The organism is Corynebacterium sp. HMSC068G04 (assembly GCF_001814885.1).
In the GTDB taxonomy this organism is placed as follows: domain Bacteria; phylum Actinomycetota; class Actinomycetes; order Mycobacteriales; family Mycobacteriaceae; genus Corynebacterium; species Corynebacterium hiratae.
This window is the reverse complement of record NZ_KV818318.1, coordinates 15511-36488: the sequence shown is the minus strand read 5'-3', so window position 1 is coordinate 36488 and position 20978 is coordinate 15511. Positions and strand designations below refer to the sequence as shown.

Below are 20978 nucleotides of genomic sequence, written 5' to 3'. Positions count from 1 at the left end.
ACAAACCATCGGCTTCGGCTGGGGGCTGTGTTGACCCAAATGTCATTGCTCAAGTTTCCGGGGGAATTCTTAGTGTCAGCACAGCCGACCGATCGTGAACTCGTCGACGCCTTCATTGGCGGAGATACTAAGGCTTTTTCGGCAATCGTCGAGAAGCACCGCGCGCGCCTGACCGCCATGGCGCGGCGCTACACACGCAACGATGATGATGCGCAGGACATCGTGCAGGAGGCCCTGCTCAAGGCCAGCTGCAATATGGCCTCCTACCGACACGATGCCACCCTGAGTACGTGGCTGCACCGGCTGGTGATGAACTCCGGCTATGACTTCCTCAACCACCGATCGAACCGAGAGAACGCATCCCTGGATGCGGAGATCATTGAGGATGACCGCAACTATGCGCTCGCACACAACCCCAGCGAAAACCTGGCGGAACGCATCACGGTGGCCCAAGCGATGGAAACCTTGCGCGAGGACCAGCGCGAGGCGCTGTACCTCACCGACGTGGCTGGCTATCCCATCGATACCGTGGCCAAGGTGCAGGGGGTTGCGCCGGGCACGGTGAAGTCGCGCCGAGCCCGGGCTCGGCAAGTGTTGCGTGCGGCGATAGACTGAGGGCGAGTAGAATCTGAGTCTTACTTAAAAATTATCGTTTCAAGGGAGTTTTTAGTGACTATCCACGATGTCGCCATCGTCGGCTCCGGCCCCGCCGGCTACACCGCAGCGCTCTACGCAGCACGCGCCGAGCTCAATCCCATCGTCTTCGAGGGCTTTGAATACGGTGGCGAACTCATGAACACCACCGAGGTAGAGAACTACCCGGGCTTCCAGAAGGGAATCATGGGCCCTGAGCTCATGGAAGAGATGCGCGCCCAGGCCATCCGCTTCGGTGCCGACCTGCGCATGGAAGTCGTAGATTCCGTCGAGCTCGAAGGCGAGGTGAAGAAGCTGCACGTGGGCGACGAGGTTTATGAAGCCCGCGCTGTCATCCTCGCTACCGGTGCCGCTCCGCGCTACCTGGGTATTCCGGGCGAATCGGAGCTGACCGGCCGCGGCGTGTCCGCGTGTGCCACCTGCGATGGCTTCTTCTTCAAGGACCACAACATCGCCGTCGTCGGCGGCGGCGATTCCGCCATGGAGGAGGCTACCTTCCTCACCAAGTTCGCCGAGACCGTCACCATTATTCACCGCTCGGAGAACTTCCGCGCCTCCAAGATCATGCTGGAGCGCGCCAAGGACAATCCAAAGATTAAGTGGCTGACCAACACCACCGTCGAGCGCGTCCTGGAGAAGGATGGCAAGGTCGGTGCCCTCGAGGTAAAAAACGTGCTGACCGGTGAGACCAGTGAACTCGACCTGACCGCCATGTTCGTGGCCATTGGCCACGATCCGCGCTCCGGCTTCCTTAACGGCCAGGTAGAGACCGATGAAGCTGGCTACGTGGTGGTAGAGCAGCCGTCCACCAAGACCTCGCTGCCAGGTGTCTTTGCCTGTGGTGACTTGGTGGATGACCACTACCAGCAGGCCATCACCGCTGCGGGCTCCGGCTGCCGCGCGGCCATTGATGCGGAACATTTCCTCGCCGAGAACCGTTAGTGATCACATGAGCAACATTAAAAACGTCACTACTGATTCCTTCCGCGCCGACGTCGTGGAGGCAGGCAAGCCCGTCGTCGTGGACTTCTGGGCCGAATGGTGTGGGCCGTGCAAGAAGCTGTCCCCGATCCTCGAGGAGGTCGCCGAGGAGCTCGGTGATGACGTCTCCGTGGTCAAGGTCAACGTGGATGAAGAGCGCACTTTGGGTGCCATGTTCCAGATCATGTCCATTCCCTCCGTCCTGATTTTCAAGAACGGCGAGAAGGTCGATGAGTTCGTTGGCCTGCGTTCTAAGGCCGACATCGTGGCACAGGTAAAGAAGCAGCTCTAACTGGTAGTCTTTAACTCGTTGACGGCGCACTAAGGTGCGCCTCCTTGATCACGAAAGGGGTAGGTGTGAACCGCGTTTTACGTGTAGGTGACCAGAGCGTTCGGGTCGCCGAAGCACGCGCAACCCTTGCCCGCCTCGGCCTGATGACTGACTACCAGGGGACCTTGTCCGACTGGAAGAAGCAGAAGTATTCCGAAGCCGATAAGTACTTTGATAACGAGCTGGCGCAAGTGCTCAAAGCCTTCCAGCAATCCCGCGGCATCGTGCCCAGCGGCGATATTGATGACCTTACTTTGCGTGAGCTGCGTCAGGCTTCCTACACCTTAGGCGCGCGGGTACTGGCTTATGAACCGGGCAACGTGCAGGTGGGAGATGATGTATCCCAGCTGCAGCAACAGCTCCAGGAACTCGGCTTCTACCAAGAACGCATCGATGGCCATTTTGGGGCCCGCACCTACGCGGCGCTGGCGGAATACCAACTGAACTCCGGCCTGCGCAGCGATGGCATTTGCGGCCCGGCCACCATCAACGCGCTCAATCTGCTGGGTCGGCGGATCACCGGTGGCTCGGCGCACAATATCCAAGAGCGCGAGCGCGTGCGCAACGCGGGACCCAAGTTGGCGGGCAAGCGCGTGGTGATCGACCCCAGCCTCGGCGGCTTCAACAAGGGCCGCACGGTCAAGGGCCGCTATGGCGACATCACGGAAGAAGAGATCCTCTGGGATCTAGCCGAGCGCGTCGCCGGCCGCATGATTGCCGCCGGCATGGAGACCATCATCTCCCGCCCGCGTACCGATGATCCCTCCATCCACGATCGCGCCGACATCGCCAATGCCTTTGGCGCTGACTTGGTCATTTCACTCGCCTGCGATGAGTACCCCACGGAAAAAGCCAATGGCGTAGCCACCTTCTACTTCGGTTCTGAGTCCGGCAATTCCTCCCTCATTGGGGAGACGCTCTCCGGCTTCATCCAGCGCGAAATCGTTGCCCGTACCGAGCTGGGCAACTGCCGCAACCACGGCCGCACGTGGGCGCTGCTGCGCTTGACGCAGATGCCGGTGGTGCAGGTAGTTCTGGGTTACCTGACCAGCCCGAAGGACGTGGCGATTCTGACTAACCCAGAGTGCCGCGATGACATCGCCGAGGCCATCGTTGTCTCCGTCAAGCGCCTCTACCTCCTCGACGACGACACCGCCGTGACCGGCACGTACCGCTTCGACGAGCTCCTGCGCGCGGAGCGCTCTTCCTAACGGGCTTAGGCCAAGGCGCGGGCGAGGAGGTCTTCCACGGCGGCTGCGGTCAGCAGATCGAAGGCAGGCGGCAGCTCGAGGCGCAGGCGCGGCGTGATGGGGTGATCGCGCTCCACCCTGAAACCGGCGGATTCCAGCGTTTCTACCGGTAGTAGGCCGATACGGCCGGGCTTATCCCGCAAAAGATTCTCGGCGGCGCGGGCATCGCGGTAACCAAAGGCCTCAACGGCGCTGGCTTCGCGGGAGGTGAGGTGCATGATGGTGGCATCGAGAAGCACTGCCTCCAAGCCCTTCGCCGCACGGTGCGACTTCACGAACAGGGAGGACACCAGCACCGCGTCCTCCGAAACAGGGGAGGTGGGCAGCTTTGCGGCACCGGGGGCAAGATCGGGCGGGCAGAAGAACACGGTGGCTTCATCACCCACGGTAAACCCGCACTCGCCGCAGCGCAGCAGCGTGGAGCTGATCCATGCTTCCTTCTCGAAGGCCGGATCAGCGACCGTGGTCTTCAGCTCCCAGAAGATGGATCGGGCCGCCAAGGGGTTGATGGCAACGCCTTCGTTGACGGCTTGGACAAGCATGGTCAGCTAGCTGCTTTCCTTGCCCTCAATGAGGGCCAAAATGCGCTCGAAATCTTCCTGGTCGCCGAATTCGACGACCATCTTGCCCTTGCGCTTACCCATGGTGACGGTGACCTTGGTGTCGAAGCGATCGGCCAGACGCTCAGCGGAATCCGTGAAGAACTGCGGCTGCGGGGCGGCAGGCTTCTTGCTTGGCTCGGCCGGCTTGCCGTCGCGCTTGTACAGGGTGACGGCTTCCTCCGTGGCGCGCACGGACAGGCCCTCGGCCACGATGCGGTTGGCAATGAGCTCCATGGCCTCGGCATCCGGCAGGCCCAGCAACGCGCGGGCATGGCCACCGGACAAGGTGCCCGCGGCGACGCGCTTCTGCACGCTGACTGGCAGCTTCAGTAGGCGAATCATGTTGGTCACCTGCGGGCGGGAGCGGCCGATGCGATCAGCCAGCTCGTTCTGGGTCACGCCGAATTCCTCCAGCAGCTGCTGGTAGGCGTGGGCCTCTTCCAGCGGGTTGAGCTGCACGCGGTGGATGTTCTCCAGAAGCGCATCCCGCAGCAGATCATCATCCTTGGTATCGCGCACAATGGCCGGGATGGTGGCCAGGCCCGCCTTGGAGGAGGCGCGCCAGCGGCGCTCACCCATGATGAGCTCGAAGCCGCCTTCCTCAGCGGGGCGCACAACGACCGGTTGCAGCAGGCCGAACTCCTTGATCGAGTGGACCAGCTCCGCCAGCTCATCTTCGTCGAAGACAGAACGCGGCTGCTTCGGGTTCGGCATGATGTCCCCGACGGAGATCTCGCGGTACGTCGCGCCAATCACCGAAGGTTTCGCCTGCCGCTTCTTCGAGCCAGTGGACTGCTGGATGGTCGGCGCACCCTGCACCTTCTTTGCCGCAGAGCCCTGAGCCCCGCCGGTCGAAGCGCCGAGGATAATGTCAGCCGCCGAATCCCCAAGACGCGGCTTGCGGGAGGGAGCACCCGGGCCAGACGGAATGAGAGCGGCCAGTCCCTTGCCTAGTCCGCCCTGGCGCTGCTCCGGCTTCTGGTCTGCCTTCTTATCTGCCATGGTGTCCTATCCTTCCAATTCCGCGAAAATCTCTGGGCTCACGCCGATGGCACCCGTGGTGGGGTGCGGCGTGTAGTCTCCGCGCTTGTCCAGCTCGCGTGCGGCGGCGGAGTAGGCGCGGGCGCCTGTCGACGACGGGTCATAAGCGATAACCGTCTTACCATAGCCCGGCGCCTCCGAAACGCGCACGGAACGCGGGATGACGTTGCCCAAAACGACGGCGCCGAATTGCTCACGCACCTCGTTGGCCACCTGCTCAGCCAGCTTGGTGCGGGCATCGAACATGGTGAGCAGCACGCCGGAGATGTGGAGGTCCTCGTTGAGGTGTTCACGGATCATGGAAATATTGCCCAACAGCTGGCCCACGCCCTCCAGCGCGTAGTACTCGCACTGGATGGGGATGATGACTTCCTCCGCACACGTCATCGCATTGATGGTCAGCAGGCCCAGGGAGGGCGGGCAGTCGATGAAGACGTAGTCGAAGCCGTGCTCCTCAAGAAAACCGTTGTGCAGGGCGTCATAAAGGCGGAACTCGCGGCGGACCAGAGAAACCATTTCGATCTCAGCGCCGGCCAGATCAATGGTGGCCGGGATGCAGTAGAGGTTCTCATCGTCGGGGCAGTGCTGCATTGCTTCGTCCGCGCTGCAGTCACCCAAAAGGACCTCATAGCTGGATTTGGTGCCGGAGGTATGCTCCGCGCCTACCGCGGTGGAGGCGTTGCCCTGCGGGTCCAAGTCGATCACCAAGACCTTCTTGCCGGCCTCAGCGAGCGCGGCGGCAAGGTTGACGGCGGAGGTGGTTTTACCCACGCCACCCTTCTGGTTCGCGATGGTGATAAGACGAGGATGAGTCATGCCGTCTACTTTAGTTCACGCGCGGGACACGGATAATCGTGGTGCCGTGGATGGTCATGACCTCGGCTTTTCCGCCACCCGCGCGCTTGATATCGGCAGCGTCGCGCTCCAGCTCCTCATGCACTGAGGAGCCCTTGAGAGCGATCATCTCGCCGCCTTTACGCACCAGCGGCAAGGACCACTTGGCCAGCTTGCCCAGCGGGGCCACCGCGCGGGAGGTCACGATGTCGGCGCCCTGCACCTGCTTTTTCACGGGGCCTTCCTCGGCGCGGCCGCGGATGACGGTGACGTTATCCAGACCCAGCAGGTCGACGACCTCGTTGAGGTAGGTCGAGCGCTTGAGCAACGGCTCGATGAGGGTGATCTTCAGGTCAGGGCGCGCGATGGCAAGCGGGATGCCGGGCAGGCCGGCGCCACTGCCGACGTCGATAAGCGTGGCGCCCTGCGGCATCACCTCCGCGACCACGGCACAGTTGATGAGGTGGCGTTCCCACAGGCGCGGGACCTCGCGGGGGCCAATAAAACCACGAGTGGACCCGTCCGTGGCGAGCGAATCGTGATACTTCTGCGCGAGCGGCAGACGCGATCCGAAGACGTCAGACGGGTCCAGTGGCACAGTGTCGGACACAGATTCAGTCACTGTGAAAACTCCTGGGTTAATTTCTAGTTATTGTTCTTGCGGCGCTGCTTCTTGGAGCGATTGTCCTTCTTGCGTGCACCCGGCTTCGGCGCGGAGGTGCGCTTGAGCTCAGCCTTGGCGGCTGCCTCTTCTTCTTCCTCGCGGTCCATCTTGGCGTAGACGATGCGAGTCTGGAAGAAGGTCCACACGGTGTTAGCCAGCATGTAGAAGAGCAGACCGATGGGCCAAATGAAGCCGGAGAAGACCAGCATGGCCGGCATGAACCACAGCATCATCTTGTTCATCATGGCCATCTGCTGCTGCATCATTTCCGCGTTCTGGCCCTGCGGGGTAGCGGTCTTGCCGGCGGCGCGGCGTGCCTCCTGGCGGTTGAGGGACATGCGGGCGTTGAAGTGCGTGAGCACCGCAATGATGGCGATGAGCGGCACGATAATAACGGCCGCCTGCATGGTGGTGGTTTCCTTAACGATCTCCAGACCGGAGTTCAGGCTCAGGTTGGCCACCAGCGGCACGCCGAAGATCTTCGCATCCACGAACTGCTTCACCAGCTCGGGCTTGAAGATGTAGTTGGCGATGGAGGCGTTCATTTCCTCTGACATCGCCTCACCGGCCGGGTGCCCGATACCACCGGCGACGGCCACAGTACGGTCGAAGGAACGCAGCACGTGGAAGAGACCAATGAACATGGGGATCTGCGCGAACATGGGCAGGCAGCCCGCCACGGGACGCACGCCGGCTTCCTTGTAGATGCGCTGCATCTCCTGCGCCGCCTTGGTCTGGTCATTGGCGTACTTGGTGCGCAGCTCTTGGATTTGCGGCTGGATCTCCTGCATCTTGCGTGAAGAGCGCAGCTGGGTGATGGTCGGCTTGACCATGATGGCCTTGAGCGTCCACGTCAGCAGGACGATGGCGATGATCCAGGTTCCGCCCCATGCGGAATCGAGGACGAAGCTCAAGAGCCAATGCCAGAACCACAAGACGGCTGAAATTGGCCAATAGATGAAATTAAGCACGAGAGTTGTTTACCTCAGTTGTTGTTTGGTCGGTACCGGATCAAACCCACCCGGGTGCCAGGGACCGCACTTGCATAACCTGGCGAGCGCCATGCCCGTTCCCTTGAAGGCTCCATGGATGGAGATGGCTTCGAGGGCATAGGCACTGCACGTCGGTTCAAAACGACAGGTGGAGACCATCTTAAGGCCTGACACATGCTTTTGGTAGAAGCGCACCCCGTAAACCAAGACCCTGCCGAACCCGCGGGCTTCGGGGATCTCTTGGCCTTGGGAGTTCAGATATCCCATGTGCTTAACGCTTTGCGGATATCACGCTCAAGACGCTGGCTGGTGGCCTCGCTGCTGGCGGGCAGCGCACGAATAACGATGTCGACATTGGCGGGTAAAGCTTTCCCGTTGACTCCATCGCGCATGAGCGACATGCACACATGACGAAGCCGCCGGGAGGTGCGGTGGCGAACCACGGCATTCCCGACGGCTTTCGACACAATGAGGCCGAACCGCGGCCCAGTGGCCGCGATGTCGTCTTCACCGTCATTAAAGCGCAAATGCACGACGGCAGTGCGCGTGCCCGCCCGGCGCCCGCCCTTGATGGTCCGCCGAAACTGCCTCGGGGACGTGAGCTTGTGCTGGGCTGGAAGCATGAATTAAGCGGTGAGCTTAGCGCGACCCTTCTTGCGACGAGCGGCGACGATAGCGCGGCCGGCGCGGGTGCTCATGCGGGTACGGAAGCCGTGCTTGCGAGCGCGACGACGGTTGTTCGGCTGGAAGGTACGCTTACCCTTTGCCACGATTAACTCCTTGAAGTTGTTGGTGGATGGCACAGCCCAGCGCCGCCGGCGCTCAGGCTTAAACATCCACTGATGAATGGTGTACGTGGGGATGAGGCTTCGCACTTGAAGCGCCATGAGGCGTGGCGAGGCATTCCCACATGCAACATGTGCACCATGCACTGTTGCGATAGACCATCACAGGTTACGTGACAGGTAGCGCGCTAAACAAATCGACACACTGGGTGTCCCCGAAATTACAAGGATGTTTTTATCCGCAGCTAGAGCGCCACTTTTCACCCACATGCTGCGCGGTCAACGCCTCCTCCCACCGACCGTGGCGCGGTCGAGCCGCGGTCGCGCCAGGCGTGCAAAGAAGTGCGTTAGACAGCATCCCCATAACGCGGTACAACTGAGGAATCTAATTCCACAGCCGCCCACAGGGTGTGGATAACTCTCAATCATGACTTGAGACTTTTGCTATTTGAGCAGGTCAACTGCATTAAGGAGCCGATGTAAAGTTATCCACAGCCATGAGATAGGCTGTGGATAAACCACCTATTCACACCTGTGGATAACTTTGTGGAATCCGAGGTTACACACTAAAACATCGTGTGGAATCCCCGGTGGAAATCACAAGAAATTGGAATTTCCGCATCCCCGTCTCTTCCTCATCCGTCCATCCGTCCCCGATCCAACCCACGTTCACGCAGTACATACTGCGGCCCTGAAGCCTCTCTTTCAGGCACGTAAGTAGCTGTGGCCGGCCCCACCCGCCGGCACCGCGTGGCCGTGAAGCACACAGAAGGTAGGCGTTTTGTCTGATCCGCAAGCAGCCCTAAGGGCCAGCTGGAAAGCTGTGGTCAGTGATTTGCTGGCACAGTCCGAACAACCGAACTCGGACGTTCCCAACTTCACCCACAGCCAACGCCTCAACCTCCAGCTCGTAGAGCCCATCATGATCGGGGATGGCTACGCGTTGATTGCCGCCCCGCACGAGAATGCCAAGAGTGTTATTGAGGCTGAGCTGGGGGAGTACATCACCCGCGCTCTGTCGCAGCACATGGGCCGGCCGTGTTCCTTGGCCGTGACCATTGCCGCGCCCCCGCAGCCTGCTCCGCAGGAAGAACCCGAAGCTCCCGCCCCCCAGCGCCCCATTCAGACCGAGGCACCGGAGTACGGCATGGGCCACCAGGCTCAGTCTTTCCAACAAGCCATGCCGCCCACGCCACCGACCCAGCCGGCCCAACCCGCTCCGCCCGCTCATCATCAGCCGCGCTCATGGGATGCCGCGCATTCCCCGGCCAGCCTGGATGAGTTGGCTCAGCACTACAGCGAACAGCAACACACCGCTCCCAGCGGCTACCCGGACTACTCGGAGGCAGCCGGCGCGCGCATTCCGCGCGAGGAACCTGCGCACAACCCAAACCACGAAAAATCTCTCAACCCGAAACACACTTTTGAGAACTTCGTCATCGGTTCCTCCAACCGTTTTGCCAACGGTGCCGCCGTGGCGGTGGCGGAAAACCCCGCCCGCGCCTATAACCCACTGTTCATTTGGGGCGGCTCCGGGCTGGGCAAGACGCACCTGTTGCACGCGGCCGGCAATTACGCCCAGGTCCTGCACCCGGGCCTGCGGGTGAAATATGTGTCCTCGGAGGAATTCACCAACGATTACATCAACTCACTGCGTGATGACCGCCAAGAATCCTTCAAGCGCCGCTACCGCAACCTGGACATCCTCATGGTCGATGACATCCAGTTCTTGGAAGGCAAGGAGTCCACGCAGGAAGAGTTCTTCCACACCTTCAATGCGCTGCACCAGGCCAATAAGCAGATCATTTTGTCCTCCGACCGCCCGCCGAAGCAGCTGACCACCCTGGAGGATCGCCTCCGCACCCGTTTCGAGGGTGGTCTGATTACGGATATTCAGCCGCCAGACCTGGAAACGCGCATCGCCATCCTCATGAAGAAGGCTTCTGCGGACGGCACAGACGTCGATCGCTCGGTACTCGAGCTCATCGCCTCCCGCTTCGAATCATCAATTCGCGAGCTCGAGGGCGCGCTCATCCGTGTTTCTGCGTATTCTTCCCTGGTCAATGAACCAATCAGCTTGGAGATGGCGGAGATTGCCCTGCACGATTTGGCTCCTGATTCTGCCGATCGCCAGATCACCGCGGCGGCCATCATCGAGGTCACGGCGGACTACTTCAACATCGACGTGGACACCCTGCGCGGTTCCGGTAAGAAGCGCGCCGTCGCCCACGCCCGCCAGCTGGCGATGTACCTGTGCCGCGAGCTCACCGAACTGTCCCTGCCGAAGATCGGCGATCAGTTCGGCGGCAAGGACCACACCACCGTCATCTATGCCGACCGCAAGATCCGCAAGGAAATGACAGAAAACCGCAACACCTACGACGAGATCCAGGCGCTGACCCAGCGCGTGAAGAACCACAACCAGCGTTAGCACCACGCAGCGCTTGGCGACGTCCCCTCCCACCCCGCACAACCTCCGCGCGGGCGTGGGCCGGGGCGTCTTTTTGATCGGTGAAGACTTATCCACATAGTTATTCACAGCTGTGTAATTTCACTGTTGTAATTTGTAGATCCTCGTCACGTTTTCTTCTTCCACAGCAGATCAGCAGCCTCTTCAGCCTTGTGAGCAACCCTGTGATCAGCGGCGATAGATCTGGGGATGGATTGTGGATAACTTCGGCCCCGACCGAGTTACTCACATTTCTTGTCATTTGATCACAGTGATCCCACACCCTCACTCACAGATCGGTTCGCGGCTGAGAGCTTGGCCTTTGCTGGGTTGTCCACAGATCCCACAGCGCTTATTACTACTCCTATTTTGTTTTCTCCCTAACTAAGAAGAAAAAGGATGTGTGTGATTCGCCGGCGCCCAGCCTGGCCGCACGGTCTCATCGAGGGCCGAAGAGGCGAATGACAAAACTCCTGTGGTTCGGTGCTGATCCTGTAAGTTGGAGTGAGCTTGCAAGAATCTTCCATCCGGAACTAGAGGAGCGTCTCACCATCATGGAGCAGTCCGTGTCATTTCGCGTTGCCAAAGATGATCTCGCTAACGCCGTAGCGTGGGTCGCGCGCAGCCTTCCTTCGAAGGTCACCCAACCAGTACTGCGCGCCATGCTGATCACCGCGGATGACAATGGTTTGGAATTCACGGGCTTCGACTACGAGGTGTCGACTCGCGTGCGCATCGCCGGCATGGTGGATGAGCCGGGACGTATCGCGGTGGCCGGTAAGTTGCTCTCTGACATCGTCGCTTCCTTGCCCAACAAGGAAATTGAGATGACGCAGGAGGACAACAAGGTTCTCTTGGTTTGTGGTTCCTCCCGCTTCGAGCTGCCGCTCATCCCGCTGGATGATTACCCGCAGTTGCCGGTCCTTCCGGAGGTCACCGGCACGATCAACCCGCAGCTTTTCGTGGAAGCCATCAGCCAAGTTGTCGCCGCTGCCGGCAAGGATGACACCCTGCCCATGCTCACCGGCGTGCACATCGATATCAATGGCTCCCACGTGCAGATGACGGCGACGGACCGCTTCCGCCTGGCCATGCGCACCTTCGAGTGGGATCCGGTATCCCCCGACGTGGAGGCCAAGCTCCTCGTCCCGGCAAAGACGCTGCAGGAGACCGGCCGCTCCCTCGACACACACCTCAACATCCCGGTGGAGATCGCCGTAGGCACGGGTGAGAACATCGCTGCGGAAGGTTTATTCGGCCTACATGCCGATAACCGCGAGACCACCACGCGCATGCTCGATGCAGATTTCCCGAATGTGGCACCCCTGCTGCCGAAGACCCACACGGCCATGGCCAGCATTGAGGTCGCACCGCTGCAGGAAGCCATCCGCCGCGTATCCCTGCTGACGGACCGCAACGCTCAGATCCGCATGGAGTTCAGCGAAGGTGAAGTGACCTTGGCCGCCGGCGCCGATTCCGGCCGCGCAAGCGAGTCCCTGCCCTGTGCTTTCAACGGCCGCGACAACTTCGTCATTGCGTTTAACCCGTCCTACCTCAAGGATGGTTTGGCCGTGGTCCACACGGACCGCGTGGTCTTCGGCTTTACCGAGCCCTCGCGCCCGGCGATTATGATTCCGGAGCCGGAGGAGCTGCCGGAGGCCAACGAGGATGGCTCTTTCCCCACCCCGGAGACTGACTTCACCTACCTGCTGATGCCAGTGCGCTTGCCGGGCTAGGCCATATGTTTATTCGCGATCTCGATGTCAGGGACTTTCGCTCCTGGCCCGAGCTCACTCTCAGGCTGCAACCGGGGATTACCCTTTTTATCGGCCGCAACGGTTTTGGCAAGACCAATATCGTCGAAGCCATCGGCTACGTCGCACACCTGTCCTCGCACCGCGTCGCTCATGACGCCCCGCTGGTGCGCCACGGTGCAACCAACGCCCGCATTTCCGCCACGGCGGTCAACCAGGGGCGCGAGCTTACCGCGCACCTGCTCATCAAACCCCACGCGGCGAACCAAGCGCAGATCAACCGCACCCGTTTGAAGTCCCCGCGGGAGCTGCTGGGTGTGGTGCAAACAGTGCTCTTTTCCCCGGAGGATTTATCCCTCGTGCGCGGCGAGCCGGCAACGCGCCGCCAGTATTTGGATGACATCATTGCCTCCCGCACTCCGCGCCTGGCGGGTATCAAGGCCGACTATGACAAGGTGCTCAAGCAGCGCAACGCGCTGTTGAAGTCGGCGTCACCGAGCCTGCGCCGCGGCTACAACGACAGCGACGGCGCCTCAGCACTAGCCACCCTTGATGTGTGGGATACGCAGCTTTCCTCTCTCGGTGCGCAGGTGATCCAGGCACGCCTGGCGCTTGTCGACGAACTCCGCGAGCTCATCCCCGCCGCCTATGCCGGCCTAGCTCCGGAATCGCGCCCCGCGGCCATCGAGTACAAGTCCACGGTGGATACCTCCGACCGCGAGGTCATGGAGGCCATGATGCTGACCGAGCTGGCAAATAAACGCCAGCGCGAAATCGAACGAGGTATCTCGCTCGTCGGCCCGCACCGCGATGATCTCGCGCTCAACCTGGGGACGAGCCCCGCCAAGGGTTTTGCCAGCCACGGCGAGACCTGGTCTTATGCCATCTCCTTGCGCCTAGCGGAGTTCAACCTGCTGCGCCAGGATGGCACGGATCCGATCCTCATCCTTGACGATGTCTTTGCTGAGCTCGATGCCAAGCGCCGCGAGAAGCTCGTCCATCTCGCCGCAGGCGCGGAACAAGTGCTCATCACTGCGGCGGTGGATGAGGATTTGCCCGGCAACCTACAGCCCATCGAGCGCTTCACCGTCAGCGTGCGCGATACCGACGAGGGCCGAGTATCAGAGATCGCACCGTACGATGCGGGCGGTGAAAGCGATGACTGAGCAGGAATTTGATCCCGTCAAAGCGCTCTTTGAGCGCACGCGGAGTAATTCCAAGAACCCGCCGAAGTTCAATAAACCGGCCCCCAAGATGAACCTGGCGCCAACGTCACAAGAACAGCAGCCGAAGCCTTTTCGGCGCGGGCGGCCGAGTGGACCCGACGGTCGCCGCCGGCGCCGGAGCCTCGACATCCCTAGCCTGGGCGCGCAGATCCAACGCGAGATTGGCAAGCGCGGCTGGGAGCACGAATTAGCTCATGGCTGGGTCATGGGCAATTGGGAAAACCTCGTGGGTGAACGCATCGCCGCGCATACTCAGCCGCTGAACATCAAGGAGCAGGTTGTTTACGTGGCGTGCGATTCCTCCAGCTGGGCCACTGAGCTGCGCTACCTGCAGCGGCCCATCTTGCAAAAGATCGCCGACCGCCTGGGCCCGGACGTGGTGGTTAAGCTCCACATTCAGGGCCCCAAGCAGCACCGCAACTATGAGGGCCGCCAATGGGTCAAGCCGCAAGGTTCACAGGATACGTACGGCTGATCGGGGCGATCGCGAAATTCACGCAAATTTGGGGCTCTCACGGGCGTGCAGTGTCCTCGCGTGGGGGGACACAGTGTAGAATGGCTAAAGTCTTAGATTTAGCTCTAGCCAAAAGGAGTACACGAATCCGTGGCTGAACAACACGCATATGATGCGGGGTCAATTACGATTCTGGAGGGCCTTGAGGCCGTCCGTAAGCGCCCCGGTATGTACATCGGTTCCACCGGTGCCCGCGGCCTGCACCACCTGATCTGGGAGATCGTCGACAACTCCGTCGATGAGGCAATGGCGGGCTATGCCGACAAGGTCATTGTCACCCTCCGTGAGGACGGGGGCATCGAGGTCATCGATAACGGCCGTGGTATCCCGGTCGAAATGCACGCCTCCGGTATCCCTACCGTCCAGGTGGTTATGACCCAGCTGCATGCCGGCGGTAAGTTCGACTCTGAATCTTATGCCGTGTCCGGTGGTCTGCACGGTGTGGGTATCTCCGTGGTCAACGCCCTGTCCACCCGCGTCGAGGCGGACATCAAGCGCGATGGCAAGCACTGGTACCAGAACTTCAACAACGCCATCCCTGATGAGCTGGTAGAAGGCGATAATGCCCGCGGCACCGGCACCACGATCCGCTTCTGGCCGGACCCGGAAATTTTCGAAACCGTCGAGTTCAACTACGACACCATCGCCCGCCGCCTGCAGGAGATGGCCTTCCTGAACAAGGGTCTGACCATTGTTCTGCGTGACGAGCGCGCCATCTCCAAGGAGCAGGCCGAGCTCGAGGAGATCGCCGAGGCCGGCGATTCCGCCGTCAGCCTGAGCTCCCTGGATAACAAGGACGAAGCCGGCCAGGAGGGCGAGGACGGCGAGGGCAAGACTTCCAAGAAGAAGAAGGAAGTCACCTACCACTACCCGAACGGTCTGCAGGACTACGTTGCGCACCTCAACAAGAATAAGTCCGCCATCCACCCCACCATCGTTGCCTTCGACGTTAAGGGTGAGGACCATGAGGTGGAAATCGCGCTGCAGTGGAACCAGGGCTACAAGCAGTCCGTCCACACTTTCGCCAACACCATTAATACTCACGAAGGCGGCACGCACGAGGAGGGCTTCCGCGCGGCTCTGACCACCCTGATGAACCGCTACGCCAAGGAGCACAAGCTCCTCAAGGAAAAGGATGGCAACCTCTCCGGCGATGACTGCCGTGAAGGCCTTGCTGCCGTTATTTCCGTAAAGGTGGCGGATCCGCAGTTCGAGGGCCAGACCAAGACCAAGCTCGGTAACTCTGAGATCCGCGGCTTTGTCCAGCGCTCCGTCAACGAGCACCTCAACGATTGGTTTGACGCCAACCCGGCTGAGGCCAAGGTCATTATCAACAAGGCCGTGTCCTCCGCGCATGCCCGCGTAGCTGCTCGCAAGGCACGTGAGTTGGTTCGCCGCAAGTCCGCCGGCGACCTCGGCGGCCTGCCCGGCAAGCTGGCGGATTGCCGCTCCAAGGATTCGAAGCTTTCTGAGCTTTACATCGTGGAGGGTGACTCCGCAGGTGGTTCCGCGAAGGGCGGCCGCGATTCCATGTTCCAGGCCATCCTGCCGCTGCGCGGTAAGATCCTCAACGTGGAAAAGGCCCGCATGGACAAGGTTCTCAAGAACGCTGAGGTCCAAGCCATCATCACCGCCCTGGGCACCGGTATCCACGAAGAATTCGACATTTCGAAGCTGCGCTACGACAAGATCGTGCTCATGGCCGATGCTGACGTGGACGGCCAGCACATCGCCACGCTGCTTCTGACCCTGCTTTTCCGCTTCATGCCGCAGCTGGTTGAGGATGGTCACGTCTACCTGGCGAATCCGCCGCTGTACAAGCTGAAGTGGGCCAAGGGCCAGCCGGGCTACGCCTTCTCCGATGCTGAGCGCGACAAGCTGCTGGCTGAGGGCCTGGAAGAGGGTCGCAAAATCAACAAGGACGACGGCATCCAGCGCTACAAGGGTCTGGGTGAGATGAACGCTGCCGAGCTGTGGGAGACCACCTTGGATCCGACCACCCGCGTCCTGCGCCGCGTGGATCTGGAAGATGCGCAGCGCGCCGATGAGCTCTTCTCCATCCTGATGGGTGATGACGTGGCCGCTCGCCGCTCCTTCATTACCCGCCGCGCGAAGGACGTTCGCTTCCTCGACGTCTAAGGCGTCTCAGAGCACGAGCCCATAGGGGAACAAGAGAAAGCAAAAAAGACCAGCCCTCAGAACGAGGTGCTGGTCTTTTGTTCTTCGGTGTCTACGGCCCGGAGAGTTAATCCACTTACACAGAGTCCATGTGGCGCTGCACCACACGGCCGATGGTCGCCACGTGAGGCTCCACAATGGACGAGGCCTTGCCGCGCAGCGACTTGTAGGTCCGCGCGATACCGGGGGCTTTAATATCTTCGGCGGACTTATCAGCTGCAGACATAAGGGACTCTGTAATTTCGCCGCTGCGCCCGTCCAAGTAGGTGCCAAAGTCGGACTGCTCGGAGCCTTCAAATTCTTTCCAATAGGAATCCAGGGTGTTGAGCAGCTCCGGCAGCATCTGGTTGATTCCCTTGGACAGAACCTTGGAATCCGCCTTCTTTGCGGCCACCAAAGCGCCCTTGAAGGCCATGCCGGTGATACCAGTGAGCGATGCCACGGCATCATCTGCTGCCGTGGACAAGTCCGCCACCACGGCGTTGCGGGTAGGGGACTGGAGGAGTTGGGAGAGGTTTGTCATACAGGCGAGCTTACTGTGCCGGGGCGCTGGAGCCTGCCTTGAGCGCGGCAAGCTGGTCAGCAATCTCCGGGAAACCATTGGTGCGGGCGAGGCGCTCGAGGTCGAAGTCGAGACCACCCTCGTAGAGGCGGTTGTGCTCGGACGAACCGGAGGAGCCTGCCATGCCGATTTGCGCGGCGAATTCATCTGCCTGGGCGCGCAGGGCTGGGTTGTTATCCACGACGAGCTTGAGCAGTGCCATCGCTGCAGCGATGGAACCGCCGATGATGAGCGTCATGTCGATGGGCGTGGAGCCGGTCAGGGAGGAGCCGCCTTCGCCCTGCTCGAAGTCGGGATTTACGTTGGCCTTCCAATCATCATTCGTGGTTTCAGCGCTCGCGGCGGGGGCTACGGAAGTGGTGAGGGTGGTAGCCACAACGCCGGCGGCGAGGAACTTCTTCAAAGACATAGAGGACATAGGGAATTCCTTTCTCAGAAGGGAATAGAGACTTCTTTATCACGTTTAACTTACATAACTTCTGCAACAGAAAGATAGACCTGCGCGCACAATCGCGCGAATTCTTCATTCTTTCCGCTCAACGCGGGCACTGAGCGCAAGACCGTCTCCAGCGACTGCGCGGCCGCGGCACGGCTGCCGTGCACGGCAATCCCCTCGATGGTTGCCGTGCTGGCAGCGGCCGCAGCGGCGAGGGCAGCGAAGTCAGTAATCCGTACACGATAGGACCGGCAAAACTCCCGCGCGATCACAATCAGTTGCTCAACACTCATTTGCGCGAGCCCCGAGCCTGGCGGATCTCCGCCTCCAATTCTGAACGCCCGGGCAGCAGCCGGCGGGCGGTGTCTTGCACGGCGGCCTCCGACAAGGTCCGTGCGGCGGCCGCGACGACGGCGCGCACCACCGCCTCGTGCTTGGAGGTACCTTGCGCGGAAGCCAACAAAGTCAGCGCGTGGTCTTGCTCTGGGGTCAGGCGTAGTGTCATGGCCATGGTGGGAATGGTATCACTGTGATACCACTGCCGCGCCAGAAACAGCCTCAGAGGTCCTCAAACGGTACGATAGGGCCTCATGAGTGATAACAACGGTGATCTCTTCGATCGCATCCAACCAATTGACATCAATGAGGAGATGGAGTCGAGCTACATCGACTACGCCATGTCCGTCATCGTCGGCCGCGCCCTGCCGGAGGTTCGCGACGGCCTCAAGCCGGTTCACCGCCGCATCCTCTACGCCATGTATGACTCCGGCTACCGCCCGGACCGTGGCTATGTAAAGTCCGCCCGCCCGGTCTCGGACACGATGGGCCAGTTCCACCCGCACGGTGACTCCGCCATCTACGACACCCTCGTGCGCTTGGCCCAGCCGTGGAACATGCGCTACCCGCTGGTCGACGGCCAAGGTAACTTCGGCTCCCGCGGTAATGACGGCCCGGCAGCTATGCGTTACACCGAGTGCCGCATGACGCCGCTGGCCATGGAGATGGTCCGCGATATCCGCGAAAACACCGTCGACTTCGCACCGAACTACGACGGCAAGACGCAGGAACCGACGATTCTGCCCTCCCGCGTTCCGAACCTGCTGATGAACGGTTCCGGCGGTATCGCTGTCGGTATGGCCACCAACATTCCGCCGCACAACCTGAACGAGCTGGCGGAAGCCATTTACTGGCTGCTGGATAACCCGAATGCTTCCGAGGAAGAAGCTTTGGCTGCCTGTATGGAGCGCGTTAAGGGCCCGGATTTCCCGACTGCGGGCCTCATCGTGGGTGATCAGGGCATCAAGGATGCCTACACCACCGGCCGCGGTTCTATCCGCATGCGCGGCGTGACCTCCATTGAGGAGGTGGGCAACCGCCAGACCATCGTTATCACTGAGCTGCCCTACCAGGTCAACCCGGACAACATGATCTCCAATATCGCGGAGTCTGTGGTCAACGGCAAGATCGCCGGAATCGCCAAGATCGAGGACGAGTCCTCCGACCGCGTGGGTATGCGCATCGTGGTCACCCTCAAGCGAGACGCCGTAGCACGCGTTGTCCTTAATAACCTGTACAAGCACTCCCAGCTGCAAACCTCCTTCGGCGCCAACATGCTTTCCATCGTGGATGGCGTGCCGCGCACCCTGCGCCTGGATCAGATGCTGAGCTACTACGTGGCCCACCAGATCGAGGTCATCGTCCGCCGTACCCAGTTCCGCCTCGATGAGGCCGAAAAGCGCGCCCACATTCTGCGCGGTCTGGTCAAGGCACTCGACATGCTCGATGAGGTCATCGCGCTCATCCGCCGTTCCCCCACGGTTGATGAGGCACGTGAGGGCCTGAAGGCGCTTCTCGACGTCGACGATGTCCAGGCAGATGCCATCCTCGCTATGCAGCTGCGCCGTCTGGCCGCCCTGGAGCGCCAGAAGATCATTGATGAGTTGGCGGAGATCGAGGAGATCATCGCAGACCTCAAGGACATCCTGGCCCGCGAGGAGCGCCAGCGTCAGATCGTCCACGATGAGCTGGAGGAGATCGTCGAAAAGTACGGCGATGAGCGCCGTACCCAGATCGTTGCCGCTTCCGGCGACGTCAGCGATGAGGACCTCATCGCCCGCGAGAACGTCGTGGTCACCATTACCGCTACTGGCTACGCCAAGCGCACCAAGGTCGATGCTTACAAGGCCCAGAAGCGCGGCGGGAAGGGCGTGCGCGGCGCGGAGCTCAAGCAGGATGACATTGTCAAGAACTTCTTCGTCTGCTCCACGCACGACTGGATCCTGTTCTTCACCAACTTCGGCCGCGTCTACCGCCTCAAGGCCTACGAGCTTCCGGAGGCGGGCCGCACCGCTCGCGGCCAGCACGTGGCCAACCTGCTGGAGTTCCAGCCGGAGGAGCGAATTGCTCAGGTCATTCAGATCCAGTCCTACGAGGACGCCCCATACCTGGTTCTTGCTACCCAGCAGGGCCGCGTGAAGAAGTCCCGCCTGACCGATTACGAGTCCGCACGTTCTGCCGGCCTCATCGCGATCAACCTCAACGAAGGCGATGCGCTCATCGGTGCACAGCTTGTTAACGAGGGCGATGACATCCTGCTGACCTCTGAGCAGGGCCAGGCCATCCGCTTCACTGCAGACGACGACCAGCTGCGCCCGATGGGCCGTGCTACCGCCGGCGTGAAGGGCATGCGCTTCCGCGGCGATGACCAGCTGCTGTCCATGTCTGTGGTCAATGACGGCCAGTTCCTCTTGGTGGCTACCTCTGGTGGTTACGGCAAGCGCACCGCCATCGAGGAGTACACACCGCAGGGCCGCGGTGGCCTCGGCGTGATGACCTTTAAGTACACGCCAAAGCGCGGCAAGCTCATTGCAGCAATCGCCGTCGACGAGGACGACGAGATCTTTGCCATCACCTCTGCAGGTGGTGTTGTTCGCACCGAAGTCAACCAGATTCGCCCGAGCTCCCGCGCCACCATGGGCGTGCGTTTGGTCAACCTGGCAGATGACGTCGAGCTGCTGGCCATCGACCGCAACGTTGAGGACGACGGCGAAGAAGACGCCCAGGCAGTTGCCAAGGGTGAAAAGTCCGTTGAGGACGTCAAGCCCGAGCACCTCAAGCTTGGAGAGAACTCCAAGCCGGAAAAGGGCGAAGACAAGGGCTCCGATAAGGACGAGGAGTAACCCATGATTGGACGAGAGCTTCACCTAGCCCGGATTTCGCCCATGTCGGCGTTCCGCGTTGGCTTGGCCATGTCCCTCGTCGGCCTCGTGGCCTGGATCATCGCAGTGTGCCTGCTGTACATCGGCCTTGACCAGGCGGGCATCTGGGATTCCTTGAACAGCCTTGTTGGCGGTGTCGGCGGCGGCTTTGAGGTCTCCTTCGGATTGGTCGTCTCTGCAGCCGCCCTGTTCGGCGCCATCATCGCCGTCCTGATGACGATCCTGGCGCCGCTCATGGCTGTTATATATAACGCCATCGTGGACGTCTTTGGTGGATTCAAGATCCGCCTGCAAGATGAGCCGCATCAATAGCGATACAAAGTGAAGGAAAAAGAGCTTCAAATAATGCATGTGACCAGGCGATTTGTAATAAATCGCCGGTCCTATGTAGAGTAACTACTCGTTCCGGTCAAGGGCCTATAGCTCAGTCGGTTAGAGCGCATCGCTGATAACGATGAGGTCGCTGGTTCGATTCCAGCTAGGCCCACCACGGAACAATGGGGCATT

At 60.9% G+C, this 20978-nt stretch carries 23 protein-coding genes and 1 tRNA gene; 12 read left to right on the top strand and 12 right to left on the bottom strand.

Translation table 11 applies throughout. The features are described 5' to 3' along the window. Positions 1–72: 72 nt before the first annotated feature. The 4 genes from HMPREF2993_RS05220 to HMPREF2993_RS05205 all read left to right on the top strand — a co-directional run bounded on the left by HMPREF2993_RS05220 (position 73) and on the right by HMPREF2993_RS05205 (position 3177). Complete coding sequence (locus HMPREF2993_RS05220) at positions 73–615, top strand: RNA polymerase sigma factor (RefSeq protein WP_049155637.1); 543 nt, start codon at positions 73–75, stop codon at positions 613–615. Positions 616–669: 54 nt separating this feature from the next. Next, positions 670–1596, top strand: a complete 927-nt coding sequence (gene trxB, locus HMPREF2993_RS05215) for a thioredoxin-disulfide reductase (protein WP_049155640.1) — start codon at positions 670–672, stop codon at positions 1594–1596. A gap of 7 nt (positions 1597–1603) precedes the next feature. After that, a complete protein-coding gene (gene trxA, locus HMPREF2993_RS05210; RefSeq protein WP_046648711.1) occupies positions 1604–1927 on the top strand; it encodes a thioredoxin in 324 nt (107 codons plus the stop codon). Between the two features lie 65 nt (positions 1928–1992). Next, a complete protein-coding gene (locus HMPREF2993_RS05205) occupies positions 1993–3177 on the top strand; it encodes an N-acetylmuramoyl-L-alanine amidase (protein ID WP_070512899.1) in 1185 nt (394 codons plus the stop codon). Between the two features lie 5 nt (positions 3178–3182). Here HMPREF2993_RS05205 and HMPREF2993_RS05200 read toward each other — a convergent pair whose 3' ends face one another. The 8 genes from HMPREF2993_RS05200 to rpmH are packed head-to-tail and all read right to left on the bottom strand — an operon-like array spanning position 3183 to position 8119. After that, the gene (locus HMPREF2993_RS05200; protein ID WP_046648707.1) at positions 3183–3758 is read right to left on the bottom strand and encodes a hypothetical protein; all 576 of its coding nucleotides are present in this window, start codon (positions 3756–3758) and stop codon (positions 3183–3185) included. A 6-nt stretch (positions 3759–3764) separates the two neighbouring features. Next, a complete protein-coding gene (locus HMPREF2993_RS05195) occupies positions 3765–4820 on the bottom strand; it encodes a ParB/RepB/Spo0J family partition protein (protein WP_046648706.1) in 1056 nt (351 codons plus the stop codon). Between the two features lie 6 nt (positions 4821–4826). After that, a complete protein-coding gene (locus HMPREF2993_RS05190) occupies positions 4827–5675 on the bottom strand; it encodes a ParA family protein (protein WP_046648705.1) in 849 nt (282 codons plus the stop codon). Positions 5676–5685: 10 nt separating this feature from the next. Next, positions 5686–6315: a 16S rRNA (guanine(527)-N(7))-methyltransferase RsmG gene (rsmG, locus tag HMPREF2993_RS05185; protein ID WP_046648704.1), complete on the bottom strand. Its 630-nt coding sequence runs from the start codon at positions 6313–6315 to the stop codon at positions 5686–5688. Positions 6316–6338: 23 nt separating this feature from the next. Next, positions 6339–7328, bottom strand: a complete 990-nt coding sequence (gene yidC / locus HMPREF2993_RS05180) for a membrane protein insertase YidC (protein WP_049155646.1) — start codon at positions 7326–7328, stop codon at positions 6339–6341. A 9-nt stretch (positions 7329–7337) separates the two neighbouring features. After that, a complete protein-coding gene (yidD, locus tag HMPREF2993_RS05175; protein WP_175975006.1) occupies positions 7338–7616 on the bottom strand; it encodes a membrane protein insertion efficiency factor YidD in 279 nt (92 codons plus the stop codon). Beyond that, positions 7604–7972 (bottom strand): ribonuclease P protein component, encoded by a 369-nt coding sequence (gene rnpA, locus HMPREF2993_RS05170; RefSeq protein ID WP_046648702.1) that lies wholly within the window; start codon positions 7970–7972, stop codon positions 7604–7606. Before rnpA ends, yidD begins: the two co-directional genes overlap by 13 nt. A gap of 3 nt (positions 7973–7975) precedes the next feature. Continuing rightward, positions 7976–8119, bottom strand: coding sequence for a 50S ribosomal protein L34 (gene rpmH / locus HMPREF2993_RS05165; protein ID WP_003847033.1), 144 nt, complete (start codon positions 8117–8119; stop codon positions 7976–7978). A gap of 796 nt (positions 8120–8915) precedes the next feature. On the opposite strand from rpmH, the gene dnaA reads away from it, so the two are divergent. The 5 genes from dnaA (at position 8916) to gyrB (ending at position 16216) form a co-directional block, all read left to right on the top strand. Further along, complete coding sequence (gene dnaA, locus HMPREF2993_RS05160) at positions 8916–10565, top strand: chromosomal replication initiator protein DnaA (protein WP_046648701.1); 1650 nt, start codon at positions 8916–8918, stop codon at positions 10563–10565. 572 nt (positions 10566–11137) lie between these two features. Then, complete coding sequence (dnaN, locus tag HMPREF2993_RS05155) at positions 11138–12319, top strand: DNA polymerase III subunit beta (RefSeq protein ID WP_046648700.1); 1182 nt, start codon at positions 11138–11140, stop codon at positions 12317–12319. Positions 12320–12324: 5 nt separating this feature from the next. Next, the gene (gene recF / locus HMPREF2993_RS05150) at positions 12325–13503 is read left to right on the top strand and encodes a DNA replication/repair protein RecF (protein WP_049155653.1); all 1179 of its coding nucleotides are present in this window, start codon (positions 12325–12327) and stop codon (positions 13501–13503) included. Next, a complete protein-coding gene (locus HMPREF2993_RS05145; protein ID WP_049155655.1) occupies positions 13496–14038 on the top strand; it encodes a DciA family protein in 543 nt (180 codons plus the stop codon). Before recF ends, HMPREF2993_RS05145 begins: the two co-directional genes overlap by 8 nt. 129 nt (positions 14039–14167) lie before the next feature. Continuing rightward, the gene (gene gyrB / locus HMPREF2993_RS05140; protein ID WP_070547230.1) at positions 14168–16216 is read left to right on the top strand and encodes a DNA topoisomerase (ATP-hydrolyzing) subunit B; all 2049 of its coding nucleotides are present in this window, start codon (positions 14168–14170) and stop codon (positions 16214–16216) included. Positions 16217–16331: 115 nt separating this feature from the next. Here gyrB and HMPREF2993_RS05135 read toward each other — a convergent pair whose 3' ends face one another. The 4 genes from HMPREF2993_RS05135 to HMPREF2993_RS05120 are packed head-to-tail and all read right to left on the bottom strand — an operon-like array spanning position 16332 to position 17764. Next, positions 16332–16778: a DUF6918 family protein gene (locus HMPREF2993_RS05135; RefSeq protein WP_070701394.1), complete on the bottom strand. Its 447-nt coding sequence runs from the start codon at positions 16776–16778 to the stop codon at positions 16332–16334. A gap of 10 nt (positions 16779–16788) precedes the next feature. Next, complete coding sequence (locus HMPREF2993_RS05130) at positions 16789–17235, bottom strand: hypothetical protein (protein WP_070701392.1); 447 nt, start codon at positions 17233–17235, stop codon at positions 16789–16791. A 50-nt stretch (positions 17236–17285) separates the two neighbouring features. Next, the gene (locus tag HMPREF2993_RS05125) at positions 17286–17546 is read right to left on the bottom strand and encodes a cell filamentation protein Fic (protein WP_070701391.1); all 261 of its coding nucleotides are present in this window, start codon (positions 17544–17546) and stop codon (positions 17286–17288) included. After that, positions 17543–17764 carry a CopG family transcriptional regulator gene (locus HMPREF2993_RS05120; protein ID WP_070701389.1) on the bottom strand — a complete coding sequence of 74 codons (222 nt, stop codon included), beginning with the start codon at positions 17762–17764 and terminating at the stop codon, positions 17543–17545. Before HMPREF2993_RS05120 ends, HMPREF2993_RS05125 begins: the two co-directional genes overlap by 4 nt. Before the next feature lie 79 nt (positions 17765–17843). On the opposite strand from HMPREF2993_RS05120, the gene gyrA reads away from it, so the two are divergent. The 3 genes from gyrA to HMPREF2993_RS05105 all read left to right on the top strand — a co-directional run bounded on the left by gyrA (position 17844) and on the right by HMPREF2993_RS05105 (position 20961). Then, complete coding sequence (gene gyrA / locus HMPREF2993_RS05115; RefSeq protein ID WP_070701388.1) at positions 17844–20432, top strand: DNA gyrase subunit A; 2589 nt, start codon at positions 17844–17846, stop codon at positions 20430–20432. A gap of 3 nt (positions 20433–20435) precedes the next feature. Then, entirely contained in the window at positions 20436–20783 is a 348-nt protein-coding gene (locus HMPREF2993_RS05110) for a DUF3566 domain-containing protein (RefSeq protein WP_070512874.1), read from the top strand. A gap of 101 nt (positions 20784–20884) precedes the next feature. After that, positions 20885–20961: transfer RNA gene (locus HMPREF2993_RS05105), tRNA-Ile, on the top strand. Positions 20962–20978: the final 17 nt, after the last annotated feature.